At 40.5% G+C, this 22,446-nt stretch carries 18 protein-coding genes; 16 read left to right on the top strand and 2 right to left on the bottom strand.

Annotated features, from left to right (window positions below):
- Positions 1 to 69 precede the first annotated feature (69 nt).
- Positions 70 to 1,956 (top strand): ATP-dependent zinc metalloprotease FtsH, encoded by a 1,887-nt coding sequence (gene ftsH / locus ACFW0C_RS07555; protein ID WP_378106585.1) that lies wholly within the window; start codon positions 70 to 72, stop codon positions 1,954 to 1,956.
- 227 nt (positions 1,957 to 2,183) lie between these two features.
- Here ftsH and ACFW0C_RS07550 read toward each other — a convergent pair whose 3' ends face one another.
- Positions 2,184 to 2,543 (bottom strand): hypothetical protein, encoded by a 360-nt coding sequence (locus ACFW0C_RS07550; RefSeq protein WP_290491519.1) that lies wholly within the window; start codon positions 2,541 to 2,543, stop codon positions 2,184 to 2,186.
- A 172-nt stretch (positions 2,544 to 2,715) separates the two neighbouring features.
- On the opposite strand from ACFW0C_RS07550, the gene ACFW0C_RS07545 reads away from it, so the two are divergent.
- From ACFW0C_RS07545 to xerC, 12 genes are all read left to right on the top strand, one after another.
- Complete coding sequence (locus ACFW0C_RS07545; protein WP_378106584.1) at positions 2,716 to 4,629, top strand: ABC-F family ATP-binding cassette domain-containing protein; 1,914 nt, start codon at positions 2,716 to 2,718, stop codon at positions 4,627 to 4,629.
- 61 nt (positions 4,630 to 4,690) lie between these two features.
- A complete protein-coding gene (locus ACFW0C_RS07540) occupies positions 4,691 to 5,644 on the top strand; it encodes a thymidylate synthase (protein WP_378106583.1) in 954 nt (317 codons plus the stop codon).
- 55 nt (positions 5,645 to 5,699) lie between these two features.
- Entirely contained in the window at positions 5,700 to 6,203 is a 504-nt protein-coding gene (locus ACFW0C_RS07535; RefSeq protein WP_378106582.1) for a dihydrofolate reductase, read from the top strand.
- Positions 6,204 to 6,220: 17 nt separating this feature from the next.
- Positions 6,221 to 6,874 carry a YpmS family protein gene (locus ACFW0C_RS07530; protein WP_378106580.1) on the top strand — a complete coding sequence of 218 codons (654 nt, stop codon included), beginning with the start codon at positions 6,221 to 6,223 and terminating at the stop codon, positions 6,872 to 6,874.
- Between the two features lie 24 nt (positions 6,875 to 6,898).
- Positions 6,899 to 7,132: a YozE family protein gene (locus ACFW0C_RS07525; RefSeq protein ID WP_378106636.1), complete on the top strand. Its 234-nt coding sequence runs from the start codon at positions 6,899 to 6,901 to the stop codon at positions 7,130 to 7,132.
- Between the two features lie 58 nt (positions 7,133 to 7,190).
- A complete protein-coding gene (locus ACFW0C_RS07520; RefSeq protein ID WP_378106579.1) occupies positions 7,191 to 8,777 on the top strand; it encodes a S41 family peptidase in 1,587 nt (528 codons plus the stop codon).
- A 94-nt stretch (positions 8,778 to 8,871) separates the two neighbouring features.
- A complete protein-coding gene (gene lepB / locus ACFW0C_RS07515; protein WP_378106578.1) occupies positions 8,872 to 9,432 on the top strand; it encodes a signal peptidase I in 561 nt (186 codons plus the stop codon).
- A gap of 86 nt (positions 9,433 to 9,518) precedes the next feature.
- Complete coding sequence (gene ylqF / locus ACFW0C_RS07510; protein WP_378106577.1) at positions 9,519 to 10,394, top strand: ribosome biogenesis GTPase YlqF; 876 nt, start codon at positions 9,519 to 9,521, stop codon at positions 10,392 to 10,394.
- A complete protein-coding gene (locus ACFW0C_RS07505; RefSeq protein WP_378106576.1) occupies positions 10,395 to 11,204 on the top strand; it encodes a ribonuclease HII in 810 nt (269 codons plus the stop codon).
- 67 nt (positions 11,205 to 11,271) lie between these two features.
- Positions 11,272 to 12,192 carry a DNA-processing protein DprA gene (gene dprA, locus ACFW0C_RS07500; RefSeq protein ID WP_378106575.1) on the top strand — a complete coding sequence of 307 codons (921 nt, stop codon included), beginning with the start codon at positions 11,272 to 11,274 and terminating at the stop codon, positions 12,190 to 12,192.
- Positions 12,193 to 12,387: 195 nt separating this feature from the next.
- The gene (topA, locus tag ACFW0C_RS07495) at positions 12,388 to 14,466 is read left to right on the top strand and encodes a type I DNA topoisomerase (RefSeq protein WP_378106574.1); all 2,079 of its coding nucleotides are present in this window, start codon (positions 12,388 to 12,390) and stop codon (positions 14,464 to 14,466) included.
- A gap of 83 nt (positions 14,467 to 14,549) precedes the next feature.
- Entirely contained in the window at positions 14,550 to 15,485 is a 936-nt protein-coding gene (gene xerC, locus ACFW0C_RS07490) for a tyrosine recombinase XerC (RefSeq protein ID WP_378106572.1), read from the top strand.
- Between the two features lie 53 nt (positions 15,486 to 15,538).
- On the opposite strand, the gene plsY is transcribed toward xerC, so the two are convergent.
- Entirely contained in the window at positions 15,539 to 16,141 is a 603-nt protein-coding gene (gene plsY, locus ACFW0C_RS07485) for a glycerol-3-phosphate 1-O-acyltransferase PlsY (protein ID WP_338191365.1), read from the bottom strand.
- Positions 16,142 to 16,378: 237 nt separating this feature from the next.
- Here plsY and parE point away from each other — a divergent pair, with 237 nt between their 5' ends.
- From parE to ACFW0C_RS07470, 3 genes are all read left to right on the top strand, one after another.
- The gene (gene parE / locus ACFW0C_RS07480) at positions 16,379 to 18,502 is read left to right on the top strand and encodes a DNA topoisomerase IV subunit B (RefSeq protein WP_378106570.1); all 2,124 of its coding nucleotides are present in this window, start codon (positions 16,379 to 16,381) and stop codon (positions 18,500 to 18,502) included.
- Positions 18,502 to 20,964: a DNA topoisomerase IV subunit A gene (parC, locus tag ACFW0C_RS07475; RefSeq protein ID WP_378106568.1), complete on the top strand. Its 2,463-nt coding sequence runs from the start codon at positions 18,502 to 18,504 to the stop codon at positions 20,962 to 20,964. Before parE ends, parC begins: the two co-directional genes overlap by 1 nt.
- A gap of 207 nt (positions 20,965 to 21,171) precedes the next feature.
- Positions 21,172 to 22,353: an acetyl-CoA C-acetyltransferase gene (locus tag ACFW0C_RS07470; RefSeq protein ID WP_378106567.1), complete on the top strand. Its 1,182-nt coding sequence runs from the start codon at positions 21,172 to 21,174 to the stop codon at positions 22,351 to 22,353.
- Positions 22,354 to 22,446: the final 93 nt, after the last annotated feature.

Genomic DNA, 22,446 nt, shown 5'->3' with positions numbered 1-22,446 from the left:
TAGACTATGACAAGGATGTCAGGTCTAAATAACTTATATATTTTTGACAAAATGAGCAGGAGTGAATATATGAGCAAAAATAAAAAACAGAAGAAAAACCGGAAGAAAGGGTTTAAATTTGGTAACTCTCCTAACGGTGGTGGTTATTTTAACTTTATGAATGCATTCTGGTGGATTATATTGGTGATTCTTGGGTTGAATTTACTATTCCCAGCCATTACTGGGATGCAGGTAGAAAAAGTTCCGTATTCTTCATTTGTTAGCCAAGTAGATGCTGGCCAGGTGGAAAGTGTTGAAATCAATCAATATGATTTAACTTGGACCGCTGAAAAAGATGGCGAAACGCAAGTTTATACCACTGGTAAGGTGGATGATCCTGATTTAGTCAACCGTTTGGAATCGAATAATGTAACTTACCAAACGGAAATCCATCAACCAACTTCACCGATTATCTCATTCTTACTGACCTTTATTTTACCATTTGCCGTGATCTACTGGTTAATGCGTAAATTAATGCAGAAGATGACAGGTGGTTCCGATTCTAAAATCGACCTTTCTGGTGGCGGATTTGGTGGTATGAACTTTGGTAAATCAGATGCCAAAATGTATGTAAAATCAGATAATTCACGAAACTTTAAAGATGTGGCTGGTCAAGATGAAGCCAAAGAGTCTTTAGTTGAAGTGGTAGATTACTTGAAGGAACCAAAGAAATACCAAGAAATTGGTGCCCAAGCCCCGCGTGGTGTCTTACTAGTAGGTCCTCCAGGGACAGGTAAAACTTTGATGGCCAAAGCCGTTGCTGGTGAAGCTGGTGTTCCATTCTTCTCTATCGCAGGTTCTGAATTCGTTGAGATGTTTGTTGGCCGAGGGGCTGCTAAAGTGCGTGACCTCTTTAAACAAGCCAACGATAAAGCACCATGTATCGTCTTCATTGATGAGATTGATACGATTGGTAAATCTCGTGACAATTCCTATTCGACCAATGACGAACGTGAGCAAACTTTAAACCAATTGCTTACTGAAATGGATGGGTTTGAAGGCGACAAGGGTGTAATCATTCTAGCTGCAACTAACCGTCCAGAATCTTTAGATAAAGCCTTGTTACGTCCTGGCCGTTTTGACCGTCAAGTGTCTATGGAATTACCTGATTTAAAAGGACGTGAAGAAATTCTTCGTGTCCACGCTAAAGAATATAAGATGGGTCAAAATATCGACTACCGTTACATTGCCCGTGCAACGGCTGGGGCATCCGGTGCTGATCTTGCCAACATCATTAACGAAGCTGGGCTACGTGCCGTTCGTAACAAGCACAAGGAAATTAGCCAAATTGACTTGGATGAATCAGTAGATGTTGTCTTAGCTGGTCAAATCAAGAAGAACGATATCTTATCGCCAGAAGAACGTCGCGTCGTTTCTTACCACGAAATTGGTCACGCCCTTGTTGCGGCCCAGCAATCTGGTTCAGCGCCAGTTGAGAAAATTACGATTATACCGCGTACGTCAGGTGCCCTTGGGTATACTATGCAGGTTGAAACTGGTGAGAAATCACTTTACACCAAACAAGAGTTGTACAATCAATTGATGACCCTTGCTGGTGGACGCGCCGCTGAAGAAGTGGTCTTTGGTGAAATCACTACCGGAGCTTCAAATGATATTGAAAAAATGACGAAAATTGCCCGTTCTATGGTCACACAATACGGAATGTCGGATACTTTCGGCATGATGCAATTGGAAAGTCGTACTAATCGATACCTGTCTGACAATACACAGAGTCAGATATCTGGTGGTACCGCTGAAAAAGCAGATCAAGAAGTCATTGAATTGATTAAACGTGCCCACCAAGAAGCCGGCGAAATCTTGATGAATAACCGCGAAAAATTGGATGAGCTGTCTGAATACCTAATTCAGGAAGAAACCATTACCGGTCAACAATTCATGCAAATTTTAAATAAATAACAAGTAATATAAAAAACGTTCGTGAAATTCTCACGAACGTTTTTTATGTGGTTCTGCATACTCAAATCAGCATAGCCGGTAGCCAGCGAATAAAACAAAGGCTAGAAGGGCAATGAACACATCAGTAATCTTTCGGATGGTTTCTAAAAATTGACCGCTTGTATTTGGAACTAATTTTCTTCAGTGTCAGTGGTTATAGCTTTGTGATGCATTCTAATGCCTTCATACTATAGGTATTTCATCAGTAATAAGGCCAGAATAATGCCGACAATTGATGTGAAAATTCTTTGTGTATGGTAGTCTTTTGCTTGATTGTCTGGCGCTTCAATCGGTTCGATGACGCCATCAACTTCGATAAAGCCGCCAGCTTGGGCGTGCTTGTCCTTTTTCCACCATTGCCATAAGTTATAAATACTGCGGACTAATAAGATGATTGACAAGATCAATAATAAGGCCGGGAATATTTGGATAAACAATTTTGTGAAGAATATGAATAGGAAAATGACTAGGGCTAAGACCATAATCAGACTGAGACAGCCTAAACCTGACGATCCGTTGTATACATAGACACGACGTTTGTTATTCATGAATGGTTACCTCCAATGGGAACTTGTTAGTTTATTATACCGAATTATTGCAATTTTAGAAAATGAAAGTCACTGTTTGTCAGGGTTAAAGATAAGAATTGCTAAAGCGTTCTGAATAGACCCTGTTCTATGGTAAAATAAAAGAGAATGAACGGAGAGGACTAGGTTATATATGAAAGATTATAAAGCGTTAAATTGGTCGAAAACATATGGTATGAAACAACTATTGAATGATGTTTCCTTTTTAATTAGAGAAGGGCAGCACGTTGGGTTGGTTGGGGCCAATGGTTCAGGTAAGACCACCTTATTAAATATTATTGCGGGGAAATCTAGCCTCGATCAAGGGCAAATCGAACATCCAAAAGATTTTACAGTGGGCATTGTCACTCAAGATCCAGAGCTAGATGAAAGCCAAACGATTTTTGAGGCCGTTTATCACTCTGAAAGTCCCATCGTCCAATTAGTTGGTCGGTATGAAGAAATTACTTTGGACTTGCAATTAGATCCAGAAAATAGCCAATTACAAAAGAAATTTCAGCAAATTGAGCAAGAAATGAATGCGCAAAACGCTTGGACTTTGGATACGACAATCCAAACGATCTTATCTAAATTAGGTATTCATGACCTAACCCAAGAAGTTAAAGTCTTGTCTGGGGGCCAACGGAAACGTGTCGGTTTAGCTAAAGTTTTGATTGAAGAACCTGATTTGTTACTGATGGACGAGCCTACTAACCACTTGGATTTTGAAATGGTAGAATGGTTAGAAAACTACATTGCTAACTACAAGAAATCAGTCTTAGTGGTAACCCATGATCGGTACTTCTTAGATCAAATCACAACCCATATCTTTGCCTTGGACCGGGGCGACTTGAAGCAATATGAAGGTAATTACCAAATTTATTTGGAAAAATTGCAGTCTGAGCATGAGATTGAAGCAGCAACCATGGCGAAACAGAAGAAATTGTATAAGAGTGAATTGGCTTGGATGCGTAAAGGGGCAAAAGCTAGAACCACGAAACAACAAGCCCGTATTCACCGCTTTGAAAATTTGAAAGAAAAAGTTAGTCAAACAACAGACGATAGCGAATTAACAGTGGATTTAGATACTCAACGTTTGGGGAATAAGGTCCTTGAATTCGATAACTTAACGGTAGGTTACCCAAATAAGCCTTTAATTACCAATATCAATCTATTATTACAGAATAAAGAGCGTATTGGGATAATTGGAGATAATGGGGCTGGTAAAACAACCTTCCTAAATACCATTGCTGGCATTCAAGCGCCACTTTCAGGTGAAGTAAAAACGGGTGAAACGGTCCGTATCGCCTACTTCCAACAAATCCCTACCGATCTACCAGAAGACAAACGAGTGATCAACTACGTGCAGGAAATCGCTTCTGAGTACGTTTATGATGATGGAACACAAGCATCTGCAGCACAAATGCTAGAGCAATTCTTGTTTCCCCGTGAATCGCATGGCATGTTAATTGGCACGCTATCAGGAGGGGAAAGAAAACGACTATACCTATTGAAGATATTGATGACTAGACCCAATGTCTTACTTTTAGACGAGCCGACAAATGATTTAGATATTGATACTCTATCTGTCTTAGAAGACTACCTAGAGACCTTCCAGGGGACTGTAATTACCGTTTCCCATGATCGGTATTTCCTAGACAAGGTGGTTGAAAAGCTTATTATTGTGGATAGTTTGGACAATACAGTACAATTATTCTATGGTAACTACCATGACTATAGAGACGCAATGAAAGAAGCAAAAACTCAAGCCAGTCAATCGCAGAAAGTGGCCAGTCAAAGTGAGCAAAACAAACAAGCTGCTGAGCCAGTGACAGAAGAAACGCCAAAAGCGAAGCGGATGTCTTGGCAAGAAAAGAAGGATTGGACCGTTATTGAGAGTGAAATTGAGCAATTGGAAATGGATATTAAAGCCATTGACCAAGCGATGAACGAAAACGGAAATGATTACGGCAAACTATCTGAATTGCAATTAGAGAAGGATAGCAAAGAAAATGATTTGCTTGAAAAAATGACTTACTGGGAATACCTGTCTACATTAGAGAATTAGTTCTGGAAATTTTATGATGCCATAAAAAGCAAGAAGTCGATGCAAATTAAATTAGGGGGCAATGATTTTGGCAAAGCAATACTTAGATTTTTTACAACACATTTTAGATAACGGACAAGATAAAAGCGACCGTACGGGTGTAGGTACCAGATCAGTTTTTGGTTACCAAATGCGTTTTGATTTAAGCGAAGGATTTCCCTTATTAACGACTAAAAAAGTCCCTTTTGGTTTAATCAAGAGTGAACTGTTATGGTTTTTAAAAGGTGATACCAATATCCGCTATTTATTAGAAAATAACAACCACATCTGGGATGAATGGGCCTTTAAACGCTGGGTTGAATCAGATGCTTATCAAGGACCAGATATGACGGACTTTGGTTTACGAGCTGACGCTGACCCAGAATTTAAAAAGGTCTACCAAGAAGTGAAACAAGCATTTTGCCAACGCATCTTAGAAGATGATGATTTCGCTAAAGAGTTTGGTGAATTAGGGAATGTTTATGGTAAACAATGGCGTCATTGGGAGACACGTGAGGGTGACTCCATTGATCAAATCGCTAATATTATCGACCAATTGAAACATAACCCAGATTCACGGCGGATAATGCTTTCAGCTTGGAACCCAGAAGACGTGCCAGATATGGCTTTACCACCTTGTCATACAATGAGTCAATTCTACGTTCAAGATGGTAAGTTATCTTGCCAACTCTACCAACGTTCTGGCGATGCCTTTTTAGGTGTACCATTTAATATCGCCTCTTATGCTTTATTGACGCATTTATTGGCCCGTGAGGCAGGTTTAGAGGTTGGTGACTATGTTCATACCTTTGGAGATGCGCATATATACAACAACCATTTTGACCAAGTATATGAGCAATTAAGCCGTCAACCACTTGACCTACCGACTTTAGAAATTGGTGGCGAAGGCAAATCTATCTTTGATCTAGAAAAAGATGATATTAAAGTTAAAGGTTATAAAGCTCATAATGCAATTAAGGCACCAGTAGCGGTATAATAATAGATAACAATCAAGACCTATTTCTGTCACAAGCTGATAAGGAGGAATTACTATGTTAATTGCAATCTGGGCACAAGATATCAACCATTTGATCGGAAAAGGTGGCAAACTACCTTGGTACTTACCCAATGACTTGAAGTTTTTTAAAGACCAAACAGTTGGTAAGACTGTTGTGATGGGCCGTAAGACATTCGCAGGTTTGGATTATAAGCCATTACCAAACCGTCACAATATTATCATTACCCGCCAGAAATCCCCTTTTGAATCAGACTATGACCAAACGGATGTTGAATTAACCGATTCTATCGATAACATTTTGGCGCTATCTGAAAAAGAAGATGTGATTATTATGGGAGGACACTCTATTTACCGTCTATTTTGGCCTTATATTTCTGAATTACGCGTGACAACAATTAACCATGAATTTGATGGGGATGTCCATTTTGACCCAAACCTAGATGACTTTGAAGCTTACGAGGTGATTGAAGGGATGGTAGATGAGAAAAATGCCTACCCACACAAATTCGTATTCTACCGAAAAGTGGATGAGGATTAGAAGAAGGAGTAAGTTAATTGGCTAAGCAAACGAATACGAATACTAAAAAACCATTCAATCCTTGGAAGTGGGCCTTTTGGCTATTACTTTTGGCTATTTTAGTGCCTGTCATTGGCTTTTATCTTTTTATCCAAACAGCGAGTCAGGAAACTGCCAGCTTGAGTGAGCCAGTAACGATAGAAGAAGCAAGTGACGAAACGATTACAGCTGAAGCCAGCCTGTCGACTATTTCCTTTAACCGACTGGTATCAGCAGTAATCGGTGGGGAGGATGTACCTTATCAGTTAACGGTGGATGACCAGGTATCATTTGCTGGTCTAATAGACGCATTGGGGACTCAAGTGGCTTATACCATGCAAGGGCAGCCGTCAGTCATGGAAGATGGGAATATTGCCATTGACGTGACTAATATTGAATTGGCGGGCTTACAATTGCCAACTTCAACAGTACTGGCTATTTTTCAATTGACCCTACCTACAGATTTACCACTACAAGTTTTATCCGGTGAAGAGCAGATTATTATCCGATTGGACCAAGTGTCTGAAGACATGGATTTTGCGATTCGGGCCAGTGATATTGACTTGGCTAACGATGAAATCAACATCTTACTGGATGTGCCATTGACCTATATCGAGGAACAAATCGCGACAGAGGCGGAAGGTAACCAGTAATATAGTCAACTATTAGAAAGAGTGATGATTACGCAGTCCTTTTATCATTATGTACAAATATTTAGAAATGCCGATTTACTAGAGAGTGACCAGCAGGCGCAGTTTGCTGAGCTGGTCTTTTTAGATGGCGATTTTCCGAAATCAGCTAGCGATTTTGAAACAATTAGCAATTATATTGAATTAAACCAACGCTATTCTAATTACGTATCGACATTTGATGAAGTTTGGCAATCCTACGCCGATAAATATCTGGTGTAGGAGGAAATATTGGGTAAATATTTGAGACCAACATGTCTATCAGAAAGTAGTGAATCATATGTCAGAAAATGAAGATTTAAAAAACAAAGTAAATAACAATGAACAATTAGATAAAAAAGCAGTTACTGAGCAAGAAGTTTATTCAAGTGGTCAAAGCCACACAGATGCAAGTGGTCTAGAAGGACATGAGCCTGATAATGACCAAAAACCTAAAAAACGCGGTATTTCTTGGCTAGTTTATATCCTGACCATCCTTATCGTTGGTGGGGGAACTTTTGTTGGGACATCTTACGTCTTAACTGGTCGTTTGCCTGGTCAAAGTGTTATTACAGGGTCTTCAAGTACGGCGCTAACCACCAGTGAAATCCAGAAAATTCAAGCTGCCTTCTCTACCATTGTGGGAGACTACGTGGAAGATGTGGACCGAGATGCGGTGGTTGACGGGGCTATATCTGGGATGACAGAAGTCCTAGAAGACCCATATTCTCAGTATTTAACCGATCAATCAGCCCAACAATTAGATGAGACCATCGAAGGGTCATTTGAAGGTATCGGGGCTGAGATTATGGAAAAAGACGACTACATTCAAATTGTCAGCCCAATTAAAGGGTCCCCTGCTGAAGAAGCCGGCTTAATGGCCAATGATATCATCACAGCCGTTGACGGAGAGTCTATTCAAGGCTATACCGCAACCGAAGCAGTCGCTTTAATCCGCGGTGAAGCAGGCAGTGATGTTGTTTTAACGATTCAACGTGGTGAAGATACTTTTGACGTGACTGTCACAAGAGATACTGTGCCAATTCAAACCGTTTATTACGAAATGTTAGAAGGGCAAGTAAGCACTGGTTATGTTCAAATTACGAGTTTTTCGACTCCAACATACGATGAATTGGTTACAGCTATTGAAGACTTAAGATCACAAGGAGCGGAGAAATTTATCTTAGACGTTCGCGGCAACCCAGGTGGTTTATTAACATCTGCCTTACAAATCGCCAATATGTTCTTAAATGATGGAGATACCATTATGCAAGTCCAGGAAAAAGATGCGGATCCTTATGTATATGAAGCATCAGACGCTGATTACGGCGATTTCCAGGTTGATGAAGATGTGGTCTTATTAGTAGACGAAGGGTCTGCTTCAGCTTCAGAAATCCTAGCTGCAGCCCTACAAGAATCTGCAGGCATATCAGTTGTTGGTAGCCAAACCTTTGGTAAGGGGACTGTGCAAAATGTCTTCTCCCTTCAATCTGATTCTGAACTGAAAATTACTATTGCCAAATGGTTAACACCAAATGGTACTTGGATCAATGAAGCAGGGGTCACGCCGGATATTGAAGCTAGCTTACCGGATTACGCTTCTTTAACTTTAATCGATACGAGTCAAACTTATCAAGAGGGCGATGCTTCAGAAGCGATTTCAAATATTGAAGCGATTCTAGTGGCCTTAGGCTACCAAGATAGCGAAGCAGATGCTGTTTTTGCAGAGGATACAACAAGTGCTGTTCTAGCTTTCCAAGCGGACCAAGGACTTGCAGAAACAGGTGTGATTGATACAGAAACAGCGAATGCCATGATTTCGGCTATCCAAGCATTAATTGCTTCTAATGACACCCAACTAGACAAAGCAGTAGAAGTTCTGGAATAATAAGGACAGAAGCGCTAAAATAGTAGGGTGCTATAGGTACAAATGAATATGCTAAAAGAATGGGTAATAGAACCCAATGAAAAGGATTGACCTTATGAAAAAGTTTTTTGATGAAGTATTTTCAGTTGTGATTTCTGTTGTGGTCGCGCTTGTTATCTTCTGGGTGGTAAGAACATATTTCTTCTATCCATTTAGAGTTGACGGCGATTCGATGGCTAACACAATGATAGATGGGGACCGGTTTGTCCTAAGTTTAACGGATGAAATTGACCAATCAGATATTGTCGTTTTCCCAGCGCCAGACGGGTCTGGCGACGAGTATGTGAAGCGAATTATCGGGGTACCAGGTGACACAATTGAATACAAAGATGATGTTTTATATATCAACGGCGAAGCGATTGATGAACCTTATTTAGATTCTATTAAGGAACACTACTTTGAACGATTCCCAAATGATACAACTTTTACCAACGACTTCACCCTTGAAGAAATTACCGGCGAAACAACTGTGCCAGAAGGCATGTACTTCGTATTAGGAGACAACCGGGAAGTATCTCATGACTCTCGTTACTTCGGTTTTATTGATGCTGACAGCGTGGAAGGAACAACTCACTTTAGATATTGGCCATTTTCCGACTTCGGTAGTGTACAATAGTAATAGATAGGTATAAACACAGTAACAAATATGCATTAAAAAGTTGGCTAAGTACGCCAACTTTTTTAAATGAAAGGAGCTTAACCATGGCACATATTCAATGGTATCCTGGCCATATGGCTAAGGCAAAAAAAGAGGTTCAAAGTCAACTTAGTGCAGTGGATATCGTCCTTGAAATTAGGGACGCCCGTATTCCAACAGCCAGTATGAACCCCATGTTAGATGAAATCATTAAAAATAAACGCCACATGATTGTTTTAAATAAACAAGATTTGGCCGACCCGCAACAAACCAAAGAATGGGTCAAAGCCCTTAGTGGCGAAAACAAATTAGCAATCGCTTTAGATTCTAAAAAACTAGGTGATATGAAAATTTTCCGCCAAGCTCTAAAAGACTTTACCCAGGATATCCAAGACAAGTGGCGCAACAAAGGGATTCTACACAAATCGATCCGGGTAATGGTTATTGGGATTCCAAACGTTGGTAAATCAACCTTTATCAACCAGTTTACCAAGCAAAAGAAAGCCCAAGTAGGGAATAAACCAGGCGTTACAAAAGGCCAACAATGGATTAAAATCGATAAAGATTTTGAACTATTGGACACACCAGGTATCTTATGGCCGAAATTTGAAGACCAGGAAGTAGCCGACAAATTGGCCCTAACTGGTGGGATTAAAGACACCCATTTCTATAAGGATGACGTCGCTTTATTCGCCCTAGAATTCTTCCTACATTATTACCCGGATGCTATCAGCAGCCACTACCCAATCGAGGCTGAAGACGTCCACCCGCCGTATCCAGACCTATTGATGGCCTTAACCAAGCGTATGGGCATGTTAGAAGACTACGACCGGGCTTCAGACAAGATTATCCGTGACTATCGAGACGGTAAATTGGGTCGCATGACCCTAGACCGGATTGAAGAATACCAAATTTCAGAAAATATTGAGGTAAGTGATTAAATGACTGACGAGAAAAAGACAGCTTTTGACTTAGCTGACTTAGGCAATTTAAAAATCGGCCAAATTCAAACCTACTTGGCCTCAAATGAGGTTGATCCAGTCTACGTACAAGCTTTACGAGAAGATAGCCGTAAAGGGGTGCAAAATGCCTTATTACGCTATGACAAGGCCTTACTTAAGCAACAAGCCATCTTAGACCAGATTGAACAGCTAAAAACGCGAGAAAACGAATTACGTCAGCAAGGCTATCAATTGATTGCTGGGGTGGATGAAGTTGGACGTGGTCCCTTAGCAGGTCCGGTTGTCACTAGTGCTGTTATTTTGCCTAGTGACATGCCACCTGTCTACTTTAATGATTCTAAACAGTTATCCCACGCAAAACGCCAAGCCTTGGTGGCAGATATTGAAAAATATGCCATCGCAAAAACGATCGGGATCCAAACGGCTGAAGACATTGACCAAACAAATATTTTAATTGCCACAAAGCAAGCCATGATGTCTGCTTTAGACCAATTGCATCCGGCACCTGATTATGTCTTAATCGACGCGGTCCATTTGAATGACTACAAGAAGGCGCCTCAAGAAGCTATTATTAAGGGCGATGCGACGGTTTATGCCATTGCAGCAGCGTCCATTTATGCCAAAGAATACCGGGATAAATTGATGGCAGAATATGCAGACCTATATCCAGGATACGGTTTTGAAGCCAATGCTGGGTACGGAACTAAACAACATTTAGATGGCTTAGACAAATATGGTCCAAGTCCCATTCACCGCAAGACCTTTGCGCCGGTGAAAAATTATTTGTAAAAATAAATCATTCTAATTAGTCAAATTCAACTACCTCCTACGTATATACATGTAAAGGGGTGGTTTTTTGTTATTTGAAATTGAAAATCCATATATTGATATGATGCTTAAAAATGAGGAAGATGTCTTAGCTATGACGGAATCAATGTTAGTCTATGCCTTTGAATCTGGTATATTTACCTACCGGGAATTGGCCGATATGATTCAAGCCCAAGTGACTAGTGTCGAAGACTTAGACAGGCATATACAAGGTCTTCAAGATACACAGAAATTAAAGGCTTGGGGACGGTTTAAGCAAAAGTATTCACTTGCTTATTTTAGAAAATTGTATAAACGTTATCATATTCAACCGGTGACCATCCTCAATACGCAAACATATCCAAAGGCCTTACTGCAAACCTACCAACCTAATTTAGTTTTATTTTGTCAGGGTGATGTAGCGATTTTTCAAAAACCAGCAATGGCTGTTGTGGGGTCTAGACAAATGACTACTTACGGTAAGTCAGCTATTGACCAATTGATTCCTGAATTAAGTGAAGCAGTGGTCATTGTCTCTGGCTTAGCTAAAGGGGTGGACGCCTATACCCACAAACGTGCAATGGCACATGGTGATACTATTGCCGTTATTGGCACAGGCTTGTTGACTACATACCCAAGTGACCACTTAAAGTTGCAGGCAGCCATTGCCCAAAATCATTTGCTCGTTTCACCACTACCCAACCACGCTAAAATTCAACGCTGGCATTTCCCTTACCGAAATCTAGCTATAGCCGGACTTAGTCAAGCGACTATGGTTATTGAAGCGGCAGAAAAATCTGGCTCTTTAATTACAGCTAATTATGCCTTACAAGAAAATAGACAGGTTTTTGCAGTACCAGGGCCTATTTCGAACCCTTTATCTGCAGGGACCAATCAATTAATTTACTACGGCGCAACGCCGGCATTACAGGGTTCAGAAATCTTGCGCGATTTATTTTTCAATGTATAGGAAAACTTAATCTTTGCCTGTCAATTTGCCAACAAACAACTTTCTTCTATATAAATTGTGCATATTTTGCTTGCTAATTTTAACTTTAGGTTATATATTCATTTGTAGCAATTAATTTTCATATTTGACAAATGCTATTCTTCTAGCATAATATGTAAAGCGATTTAGAAATGGATATCAGAAAGGAGCTTGTCGTTGGCATATAAATATTTAGTAATCGTAGAATCTCCGACGAAAGCCAAAACTATAGATAAGTACTTAGGTAGAAATTATAGAGTTGTAGCCAGCAAAGGTCATTTACGTGATTTACCAAAATCGCGTATGGGTATTGATATTGAGAATGACTATGAACCGGACTATATTAACATCCGTGGTAAAGGGCCTTTAATTAAAGAGTTACGTAAAGATGCAAAGAAAGCTGAAAAAGTCTTTCTTGCGAGTGACCCGGACCGTGAAGGGGAAGCAATTGCCTTCCATTTAGCCCACATCTTAGGCTTAAACCCTGAAGACCCAATCCGTGTAACCTATAATGAGGTAACCAAAGAAGCTGTTAAAGAGGCAATCGCAAACCCACGTCCAATTAATATGGACCTTGTAGACGCACAACAAGCACGCCGTGTGTTAGACCGTTTAGTAGGTTATAATTTATCCCCGATGTTATGGAAGAAAGTAAAGAAAGGATTATCCGCTGGTCGGGTACAATCCGTTGCTTTACATATGATTATCAACCGGGAAAATGAAATCCGTGCTTTCAAACCTGAGGAGTACTGGACAGTTGAAGGGTCATTTATTAAAGACCGTAAGACCTTTAAAGCTAATGCTTCAAAATTCAAGGGTAAAAAACTTGATTTGAAAAACGAAGCGGACGTTAAAGCGTTCATGGCGGAAATTAAAACGCAAGACTTCACAGTTGAAAACGTGACGGAAAAGGAACGTAAGCGTAACCCGCAAAAACCTTTTACCACCTCATCAATGCAGCAAGAAGCGGCAAAAAAATTAAACTTCCGGACCCGTAAAACTATGATGGTAGCCCAACAACTATATGAAGGGATCAAACTAGGCAGCGGAGCGCCAGTAGGTTTGATTACTTATATGCGTACCGATTCAACTCGTATCTCTGATTCAGCCAAAGCCGGTGCAAAATCATATATTACCAATACTTATGGTAAGGAATATTTAGGTTACCAAGCAGCAAGTAAGCAAGCCCAAGGGTCACAAGATGCCCATGAAGCGATTCGTCCTTCATCAGCTGACCGGACACCGGATGCTATTAAAGATTACTTGTCTCGTGATCAATTCCGTTTGTACTCATTGATTTGGTCTCGTTTTATGGCTAGTCTAATGGCACCAGCCATCTATGACACTGTATCTGCTGATTTGGTACAAAACCAAGCGACTTTTAGAGCAAATGGTTCTAAAATTAAGTTTGAAGGTTACCAAAAAGTTTATACAGAAGCCAACAACAAAGACAATATCTTACCAGAATTAGTTAACGGTGAAACAGTGAAGTCTAAAGACTTAGAACCAAGTCAACACTTCACCCAACCACCAGCTCGCTATACAGAGGCTTCTTTAATCAAGAAACTAGAAGAAGATGGCGTTGGTCGTCCATCAACATACTCACCAACCATCGAAACACTGATTAAGCGCTACTACGTAAAATTAGAAGCCAAACGATTTGAACCAACTGAACTAGGTGAAATTGTCGATAAGATGATCACTGAATTCTTCCCAGAAATCGTGGATACATCATTTACAGCTGATCTTGAAAAAGAATTAGATGAAATTGAAACAGACCAAAAAGAATGGGTTGAAGTCATTGATGCCTTCTTTAAACCATTCCATAAAGAGCTTGAAAAAGCGGAAGTGGAAATGGAAAAAATTGAAATCAAAGATGAACCAGCTGGCTTTAAATGTCCAGTTGATGGCGGTGAAATGGTCATTAAAATGGGTCGTTTTGGGAAATTCTATGCTTGTGCCAACTTCCCAGACTGTCGCCACACCGAAGCTATTGTAAAAGAGATAGGTGTAACTTGTCCGAAATGTCATGAAGGTCAAGTAGTTGAACGTAAATCGAAGAAAAATCGTATCTTTTACGGTTGCTCTAGATACCCAGACTGTGACTTCACTGACTGGAACAAACCAATCGGTCGTGCATGTCCAAAATGTGACCATTACTTGGTTGAGAAGAAAATCCGTGGTGGTAAACAAATCGTTTGTCCAAACGGTGACTACGAAGAAGACGTGCAAAAAGGTGAAGCAGTAGAAGCGTAAGCCTTCTAATAATGATGTCAAAATTTGAAAACATCCTTTTTGTTGTGGTATATTTTAGCCACTAATAGAGAGGGTGTTTTTTAATGCCAAAAGATGACATTAAAAGTTTATTCAGCGACTATTTAACCCATGAAAGACAATATTCACCAGAAACCATTAAGGCTTACATGGCTGATTTAGACAACTTTCAAGCATTTATGAAGGATGCGGGTATAGCCCAATTAGACCAAGTGGCTTACAGGGATATCCGGATCTACCTAGGTAATTTGCAGCGGGGTGGTCTGTCAAGGAAATCTATTTCCCGCCACCTATCCAGTTTGCGTTCTGCCTACAATTTGCTGCTTGATCGTGAATTGGTCAGTGAAAACCCATTTAATTATGTGAAAACTGCTAAAACAGGCCTTAAATTGCCTGATTTTTTCTACGAATCAGAAATTCAGTCATTATTTGATTCTGTCCAAGGAAACGATCCAATTGCCCTTAGAAACCGTGCCTTGTTAGAATTCTTGTATGGGACAGGAGCCCGGGTTTCTGAAGTAAGAGACTTAGCCATCAATCAAGTAGACTTAACAGCCGATATGGTCCTCTTGCGTGGGAAAGGCAACAAAGACCGATATGTACCAATTGGGTCATTTTGCCACGACGCCTTAGTAGATTACCTGGAAAATGGCAGAAGCCAGCTCATGGCTAAGGGACATTACGAGGATAACGAACACATGTTCTTGTTCGTCAATTACAAGGGCGAACAGTTGACTAGCCAGGGAATTGCCTACATTTTAGACCAAATGGTCAAAAAGTCAGCCACCACCTTGTCCATCCACCCCCATAAATTGCGACATTCATTTGCCACTCATTTACTCAACAATGGGGCGGATATAAGAACTGTTCAGGAACTACTAGGCCATGCTTCCTTATCCACTACACAAATTTACACCCATTTATCAAAAGAAAAATTACGGGACAACTACCTACAGTTTCATCCCCATGCCAAAAAGAAAAAAGAGCATCCCAAAGATTAGCTTGTTGAAGTACAAATCTGGGATCGCTCTTTATTTTATTGATTTTGATTGATTTATTTTTTCTTGCCTTTGTTTAAACCAAAGGGTACTTTTGACTCTGTCCCTTGACGAATCCGTTTAATGTTATCTTTATGACGGACAACAACTAGAATTAAAACTAAAACAGTCGCAATTGTTAAGCCCAAGTCTTGGTAGAATAAGCTTAAAATCGTTGCAAAAATCACTGCAAAGATTGAAGAGAAGCTTACCATACTCGTGATGAATAAGGATACAAAAAATGATGCGATTGAAATCAAGGCAAATACCGGCTGATAGGCTAAAACTACACCGAACGAGGTTGCTACTGCTTTACCACCATTAAATTTCAGGAATAGTGGGAATGAGTGACCAACGATGGCCATGCCACCAAATAGTAAAGGGTGTAAGCCAGGATTCAACCAGATAGCTAGTAAGACGGGGATTGCCCCTTTTACCATATCACAGATGAAAACAAGGACGCCTCCGGTGGTGCCAAAAGCTCGGAAGGCATTTGTTGTACCAATATTTCCTGAGCCGAATTGGCGAATATCTTTTTTATAGATGAGTTTGCCGACAACTAAACCAAAGGGAATAGACCCCAATAGATAAGCGACGACTAGTAATAGAATCGTTAACATGATTTAATTCCTTTCAATAAATCTGTGGACTCCTTTTATTATATCATTAATTGGAAAGAATACAGTTATATGAGATAAATTTAAATATTACAGGTCTAATTAGCTAGTGATGAAAAATCAAAATTTTTCTAAGAATTTTTTTCCTTTCGAATATTTTAGGCTATAATGGATGAGTTGCCCGCAAATAAATGGGCCTATTGATATTGATTCTATTTGGCAAATCAGCGGTTTTAATATATGATGAAAAAGATTGAAAGTGGGGTAAACGATTTGGCCAAACCAACAAACCAAAATAATAAATCAACTTATGATGAAAGTTCGATACAGGTATTAGAGGGCCTGGAAGCAGTTAGAAAACGTCCTGGTATGTATATCGGGTCAACAGATGCACGTGGTTTACACCATTTAGTGTATGAGATTGTCGATAACTCAATTGACGAGGCCTTGAGTGGGTACGCTGACCATATTACAGTAACCCTTGCTAAAGATGGTTCAGCAATTGTTACTGATAATGGACGTGGGATGCCGATTGGTAAACATACTAGCGGTAAACCGACTGTTGAGGTCATCTTGACGGTCCTTCATGCCGGTGGTAAATTCGGTGGTTCAGGTTATAAAACTTCAGGGGGGCTACACGGTGTAGGTTCATCTGTAGTAAATGCCTTGTCCAGCAAATTTATTGCCACAGTTCACCGGGATGGCAAGGAATACTACCAAGAATTTACCAATGGTGGTAAACCAAGCAAACCCAAAACAAAAGTCTTTAAAAGCAAAAACACCGGCACTAAAATTCAATTTTATCCGGATGCTGAAATCTTTGGCAATATTAAATTTGACCCCTCAACTATTCGGGAACACTTACGGGAATCAGCCTTTTTATTAAAAGACTTACGTATCGACTTTATTGATGAAATCAACGAAACTGAGGAAACCTTCCATTATGCAGAAGGGATCAAGGCGTTTGTCGATTACTTAAATGAAGACAAGGACGTTTTACATGATGTCGTCTTTTTCCAAGGGGTTGAAAACGGGATTGAGATCGAATTGGCCTTCCAATATAACGATGGCTATTCGGAAACCGTCTTATCCTTCGTCAATAATGTAAGAACTGCAGATGGCGGGACCCATGAATCGGGGATGCGAACAGGTTTAACTAAGTCTTTCAATGAATACGCCCGTAAGGTGGACTTGTTGAAGACTAAAGAAAAGAACCTTGAAGGATCTGACGTACGAGAAGGGTATACAGCTGTCTTATCGCTACGGGTTCCTGAAGAAATCTTGCAGTTTGAAGGGCAAACCAAGTCTAAATTAGGAACACCACAAGCGCGTTCAGCTTCTGATAAAATCGTATCTGAAAACTTAGCAGTTTATCTAATTGAAAACGGAGAAACAGCACAAATGCTGGTCCGTAAAGCTTTAAAAGCACGTGAAGCAAGAGATGCTGCCCGTAAAGCCCGTGAAGCGTCACGTGGCGCTAAGGGGAAACGTAAGGAAGTCCTATTATCTGGTAAATTAACCCCTGCACAGGGACGTAACGCCAAGAAGAATGAACTTTTCCTAGTGGAGGGGGATTCTGCCGGCGGTTCGGCTAAACAAGGGCGGGACCGTAAATTCCAGGCGATCTTGCCATTACGTGGTAAGGTATTAAACACTGAAAAAGCCAGCATACAAGATATTTTAAAAAATGAAGAGTTGAACACCATTATCTATACCATTGGTGCAGGTGTTGGGGCTGAATTTGAGGTTGAGGATGCCAACTACGATAAAGTCATCATCATGACCGATGCCGATACCGATGGGGCCCATATCCAGGTGCTACTGTTAACCTTCTTCTTCCGCTATATGAAACCTTTAGTAGAGGCGGGTAAAGTCTATCTTGCTATGCCACCATTGTATAAGGTGTCTAAGGGTAAAGGGAAAAACGAGATCACTGAATATGCTTGGACGGATGACGAGTTAAAAACTGTGACTGATAAAGTCGGCAAAGGCTATATCTTACAACGGTACAAAGGTTTGGGTGAGATGAATGCGGACCAATTATGGGAAACGACTATGGATCCTGAAACACGTACCCTAGTCCGGGTAACAATTGACGATTTATCCCTAGCTGAAAAACGGGTATCTGTTTTAATGGGGAATAAGGTTGAACCCAGACGGAAATGGATTGAAGACAATGTGGCCTTCACCATGGATGAAGAAGATACCCTACTTGAAAATGCCTCAGATAATGATGCTGGCGACAAGGAGGAAGTTGTCGAGATTTTAGAAAACCAAAATCAAACCAGTGTCACTGCTAACGAAGATGTGGATGACTTAGCTGGTGGGCAAATTAATTTATTCGATGAAGATGGTGATTATTAATGGTTGAAATTCAAAAATTAACATTAGAAGAGGTAATGGGTGACCGTTTTGGACGGTATTCTAAATACATCATCCAAGACCGGGCGCTACCTGATATTCGGGATGGATTAAAACCAGTACAACGCCGGATTTTATTCGCGATGTTTCAAGAGGGGAATACTTCTTCTTCAAACTTCCGTAAATCGGCCAAAACAGTCGGTAATGTAATTGGTAACTACCACCCACACGGTGATTCATCAGTTTATGAAGCCATGGTCCGAATGTCTCAAGACTGGAAGAACCGTGAAGTTTTAGTAGAAATGCACGGGAATAACGGGTCTATGGACGGTGACTCTGCAGCTGCCATGCGGTATACAGAAGCCCGTTTATCAAAGATTGCCGATGAATTATTGCGTGATCTTGATAAAGACACGGTCGAAATGATCCTAAACTTTGATGACACGGCTGAAGAACCAACTGTTTTACCGGCAGGTTTCCCAAACCTTTTGGTTAACGGGGCAACTGGAATTTCAGCGGGTTACGCCACTGAAATTCCGCCGCATAATCTAGGTGAAATTATTGATGCAACAACTTATTTAATCGACCATCCAAATGCCACAATCAACAAGTTGATGGACTTTGTTCCTGGTCCAGATTTCCCAACAGGGGCTATTATCCAAGGGAAAGAAGAGTTGAAGAAAGCTTATACTTCTGGACGCGGGAAAGTCGTTGTTCGGTCTAAACACGATATTGAAACAGATCGCGGTGGTAAAGAGAAAATCGTGATCACGGAAATTCCATATGAAGTGAATAAGGCTAACCTAGTGCGCCGGATGGATGAGTTACGGTTGAACCGGTCAATTGACGGGATTCAAGAAGTTCGCGATGAAACAGATCGTAACGGCCTACAAATCGTGATTGAATTGAAAAAGGATGCGAGTTCTGAGGCGATCCTAAACTACTTCTACAAAAATTCTGATCTGCAAATTAACTATAACTTCAACATGGTGGCCATTAATGACCAACGTCCTGAATTAGTCGGGATTAGAGAAGCTTTAAATGCTTATATCGGCCACCGGTATGAAATTATTCGTCGTCGGACAACCTTTGATTTAAACAAGGCCCAACGTCGTTTACATATCGTAGACGGGTTGGTCAAAGCTATGTCTATTTTAGACCAAGTGATTGCGACGATTAGAAATTCTAAGAATAAATCAGACTCTAAATACAACTTGATTGAAGCTTTTGATTTTTCAGAAGCCCAAGCAGAAGCTATCGTAAGCCTACAATTGTACCGTTTAACTAATACAGACGTTACTGCCTTGGAGAATGAACGACTACAATTAAACGAAGATATTGCTGCTTACCAAGCGATCTTATCTGACGACAAAGTCCTATACGGCCGGATGAAGTCTGAACTCAAAGCGATTAAGAAAGCTTATGCTTCTGAACGTCGCACTGAGATTCAAGACGAAATCCAAGAAGTCATCGTGAAGAAACAATTATTAATTCCTGAAGAAGACGTTGTCGTTGTAGTTACCCGCGGTGGTTATATCAAACGATCTAGTCTGCGGTCGTTTAAAGCTTCTGGTATTGAAGAAGTTGGTTTACGGGACGGAGATCATGTCCAATTCCTTGAAAAAATGTCTACTTTGGATCAATTAGTATTCATAACCAATAAAGGGAACTACATCTTCCAACCAGTTTATGAATTACAAGACATCCGTTGGAAAGACTTAGGGGAGCATGTTTCGCAAAGAATTGCTTTTGCGAGTGACGAATCAATTATCGGTGTCTTTAAATACGATGAAAATAGCAAAGATAACCTCTTGCTCGCATCAGCGGCTGGTATGATTAAACAAACGGCCTTGTCAGAATTCAAAGAATTCCGCGGTCATAAAAACAAATCATCTTTAGCGATGAATTTATCTTCTGACACTGACCAAGTAATTGGTGTCTACCGTATTGACGGCACAACTGACCAAAGCCAAGCCCAAGTTATCTTAGTAACGCATTTTGGTTTTACCTTAAGATACAGTATTGATGAAATTTCAATTGTTGGTGCGCGTGCTAAAGGGGTTAAATCCATTAACCTGAAACAAGATGATTATGTGGTTGGATTGGCATACGCAGCTGTTCCAGAGGATAACTTGCAATTGATGATGGTGACCCAAAGAGGGCATATGAAACGATTGAAATGGTCTGAAATTAACGTTCTTGGTCGTGCTAAGCGTGGTTTAGTGGCCTTAAAAGAATTGAAATCAAACCCACATCGGTTTGTTGCTGCCTTTGAAGTCATTGATACTAATCAAATGTTTGAAGTTGTTACAAGCGAATCTCATCGGGAAACCTTTAGAGCTGGTGACGTGGCAATTGCCAACCGTTATTCAAACGGATCTATGCTTGTAGACGAGAAAGAACATGGTCAAATTAGTTTAGTAACGCCGTTGATCGACTTCACGTCTTTTAATCCTGAAAAATAAATTTTCAATTAAGAATCCGAACGTCTGCCAAAATTTTATTGTTTTGGTAGACGTTTTGTTATAGGCTAAGATTAGAGAAAAAACGATAATTACTTAACTTAGTATTCATAACTAGATATTAGTAGCAGTCTTCGCTATAATGAAAGAGATAAACATTTATTCACGTATTTAACTCAAGAAAATGAATAAATGATAAAGGAGAGTTTTATGGAAGAAGTAGTCATTGTTGCAGCGAAACGTTCTGCAATTGGAAAATTTGGTGGCCAATTTAAAGGCATTTCAGCCGTTGATTTAGGGGTGGAAGTATTAAAAGAAACACTCGCTTCAATTGATTTAGACCCAACAAAAGTTGAGCAAGTGATATTGGGGAATGTATTAAGTGCAGGACTTGGCCAAAACGTTGCCCGCCAAGTCGCCCTAAAATCAGGTTTGTCTAACGAATCAACTGCCGTAACCATTAACCAAGTTTGTGGTTCAGGATTGCGTACTGTCATGATGGGCGCACAAGCTATCATGCTTGGGGATGCTGAAATTGTTGTCGCAGGTGGTACGGAAAATATGACTCGTGCACCTTACGTGGTTGATTCCGCTCGTTGGGGTCAGCGTATGGGCAACGGTCAAATGATTGACACAATGCAAAACGATGGTCTAACTGATGCCTTTTCAAACGAAGCGATGGGGATTACAGCAGAAAATATTGCAAACCAATACGGGATTTCCCGTGAAGCACAAGATGAATTTGCAGCCGCTAGCCAAATCAAGGCTGTTGCAGCGAAAGAAGCTGAACGTTTTGCCGATGAAATCGTCCCAGTGACCATCCAACAAAAAAATGGCACTCAAGTTGTGACTGAAGATGAGGGGCCACGTTCGGGTATTACAGCAAAACGTTTGGGTAAATTGCACCCCGCCTTTAAAGAGGAGGGAACAGTGACAGCAGGTAATTCATCAAGTATCAATGATGGAGCAGCAATGCTTGTCTTGATGTCTAAGCGTAAGGCCGATGAACTAGGGCTTAAACCCATGGTATCTATTGCTTCTTACGCAACGGGTGGTGTAGATCCTTCAATTATGGGGACAGGCCCAATCCCAACAACAATCAAGGCCTTAGAAAAGGCCAATATTACGGCAGAAGAACTAGATTTAATTGAGGCCAATGAAGCCTTTGCATCCCAAGCTTTATGTGTAACCACAAGCCTAGAATTGCCAGCTGACAAGGTTAACGTGAATGGTGGTGCAATTGCCCTTGGTCATCCGATTGGTGCTTCAGGCGCCCGTATTTTGGTTACCTTGATCCATGAAATGCAAAAACGTCAGTCAGTTTATGGTTTAGCGACCTTATGTGTAGGTGGCGGTCAAGGGGTATCCGTTATTGTAAAACAAGTAGTTTAACAAGTAGGGTGCGCTTGCCCTTGCTTCAATATTTAAAGTCCCGCACAAGCAAATGATTTGGTCTTAAATGAGTTAGTGGTAAACTAAGAGTAG

This window comes from Aerococcus sp. NPDC058936, from assembly GCF_042741995.1.
Classification (GTDB): domain Bacteria; phylum Bacillota; class Bacilli; order Lactobacillales; family Aerococcaceae; genus Aerococcus.
Note: the sequence above shows the minus strand (reverse complement) of the source record. Positions and strands in the feature narration are given on the sequence as shown.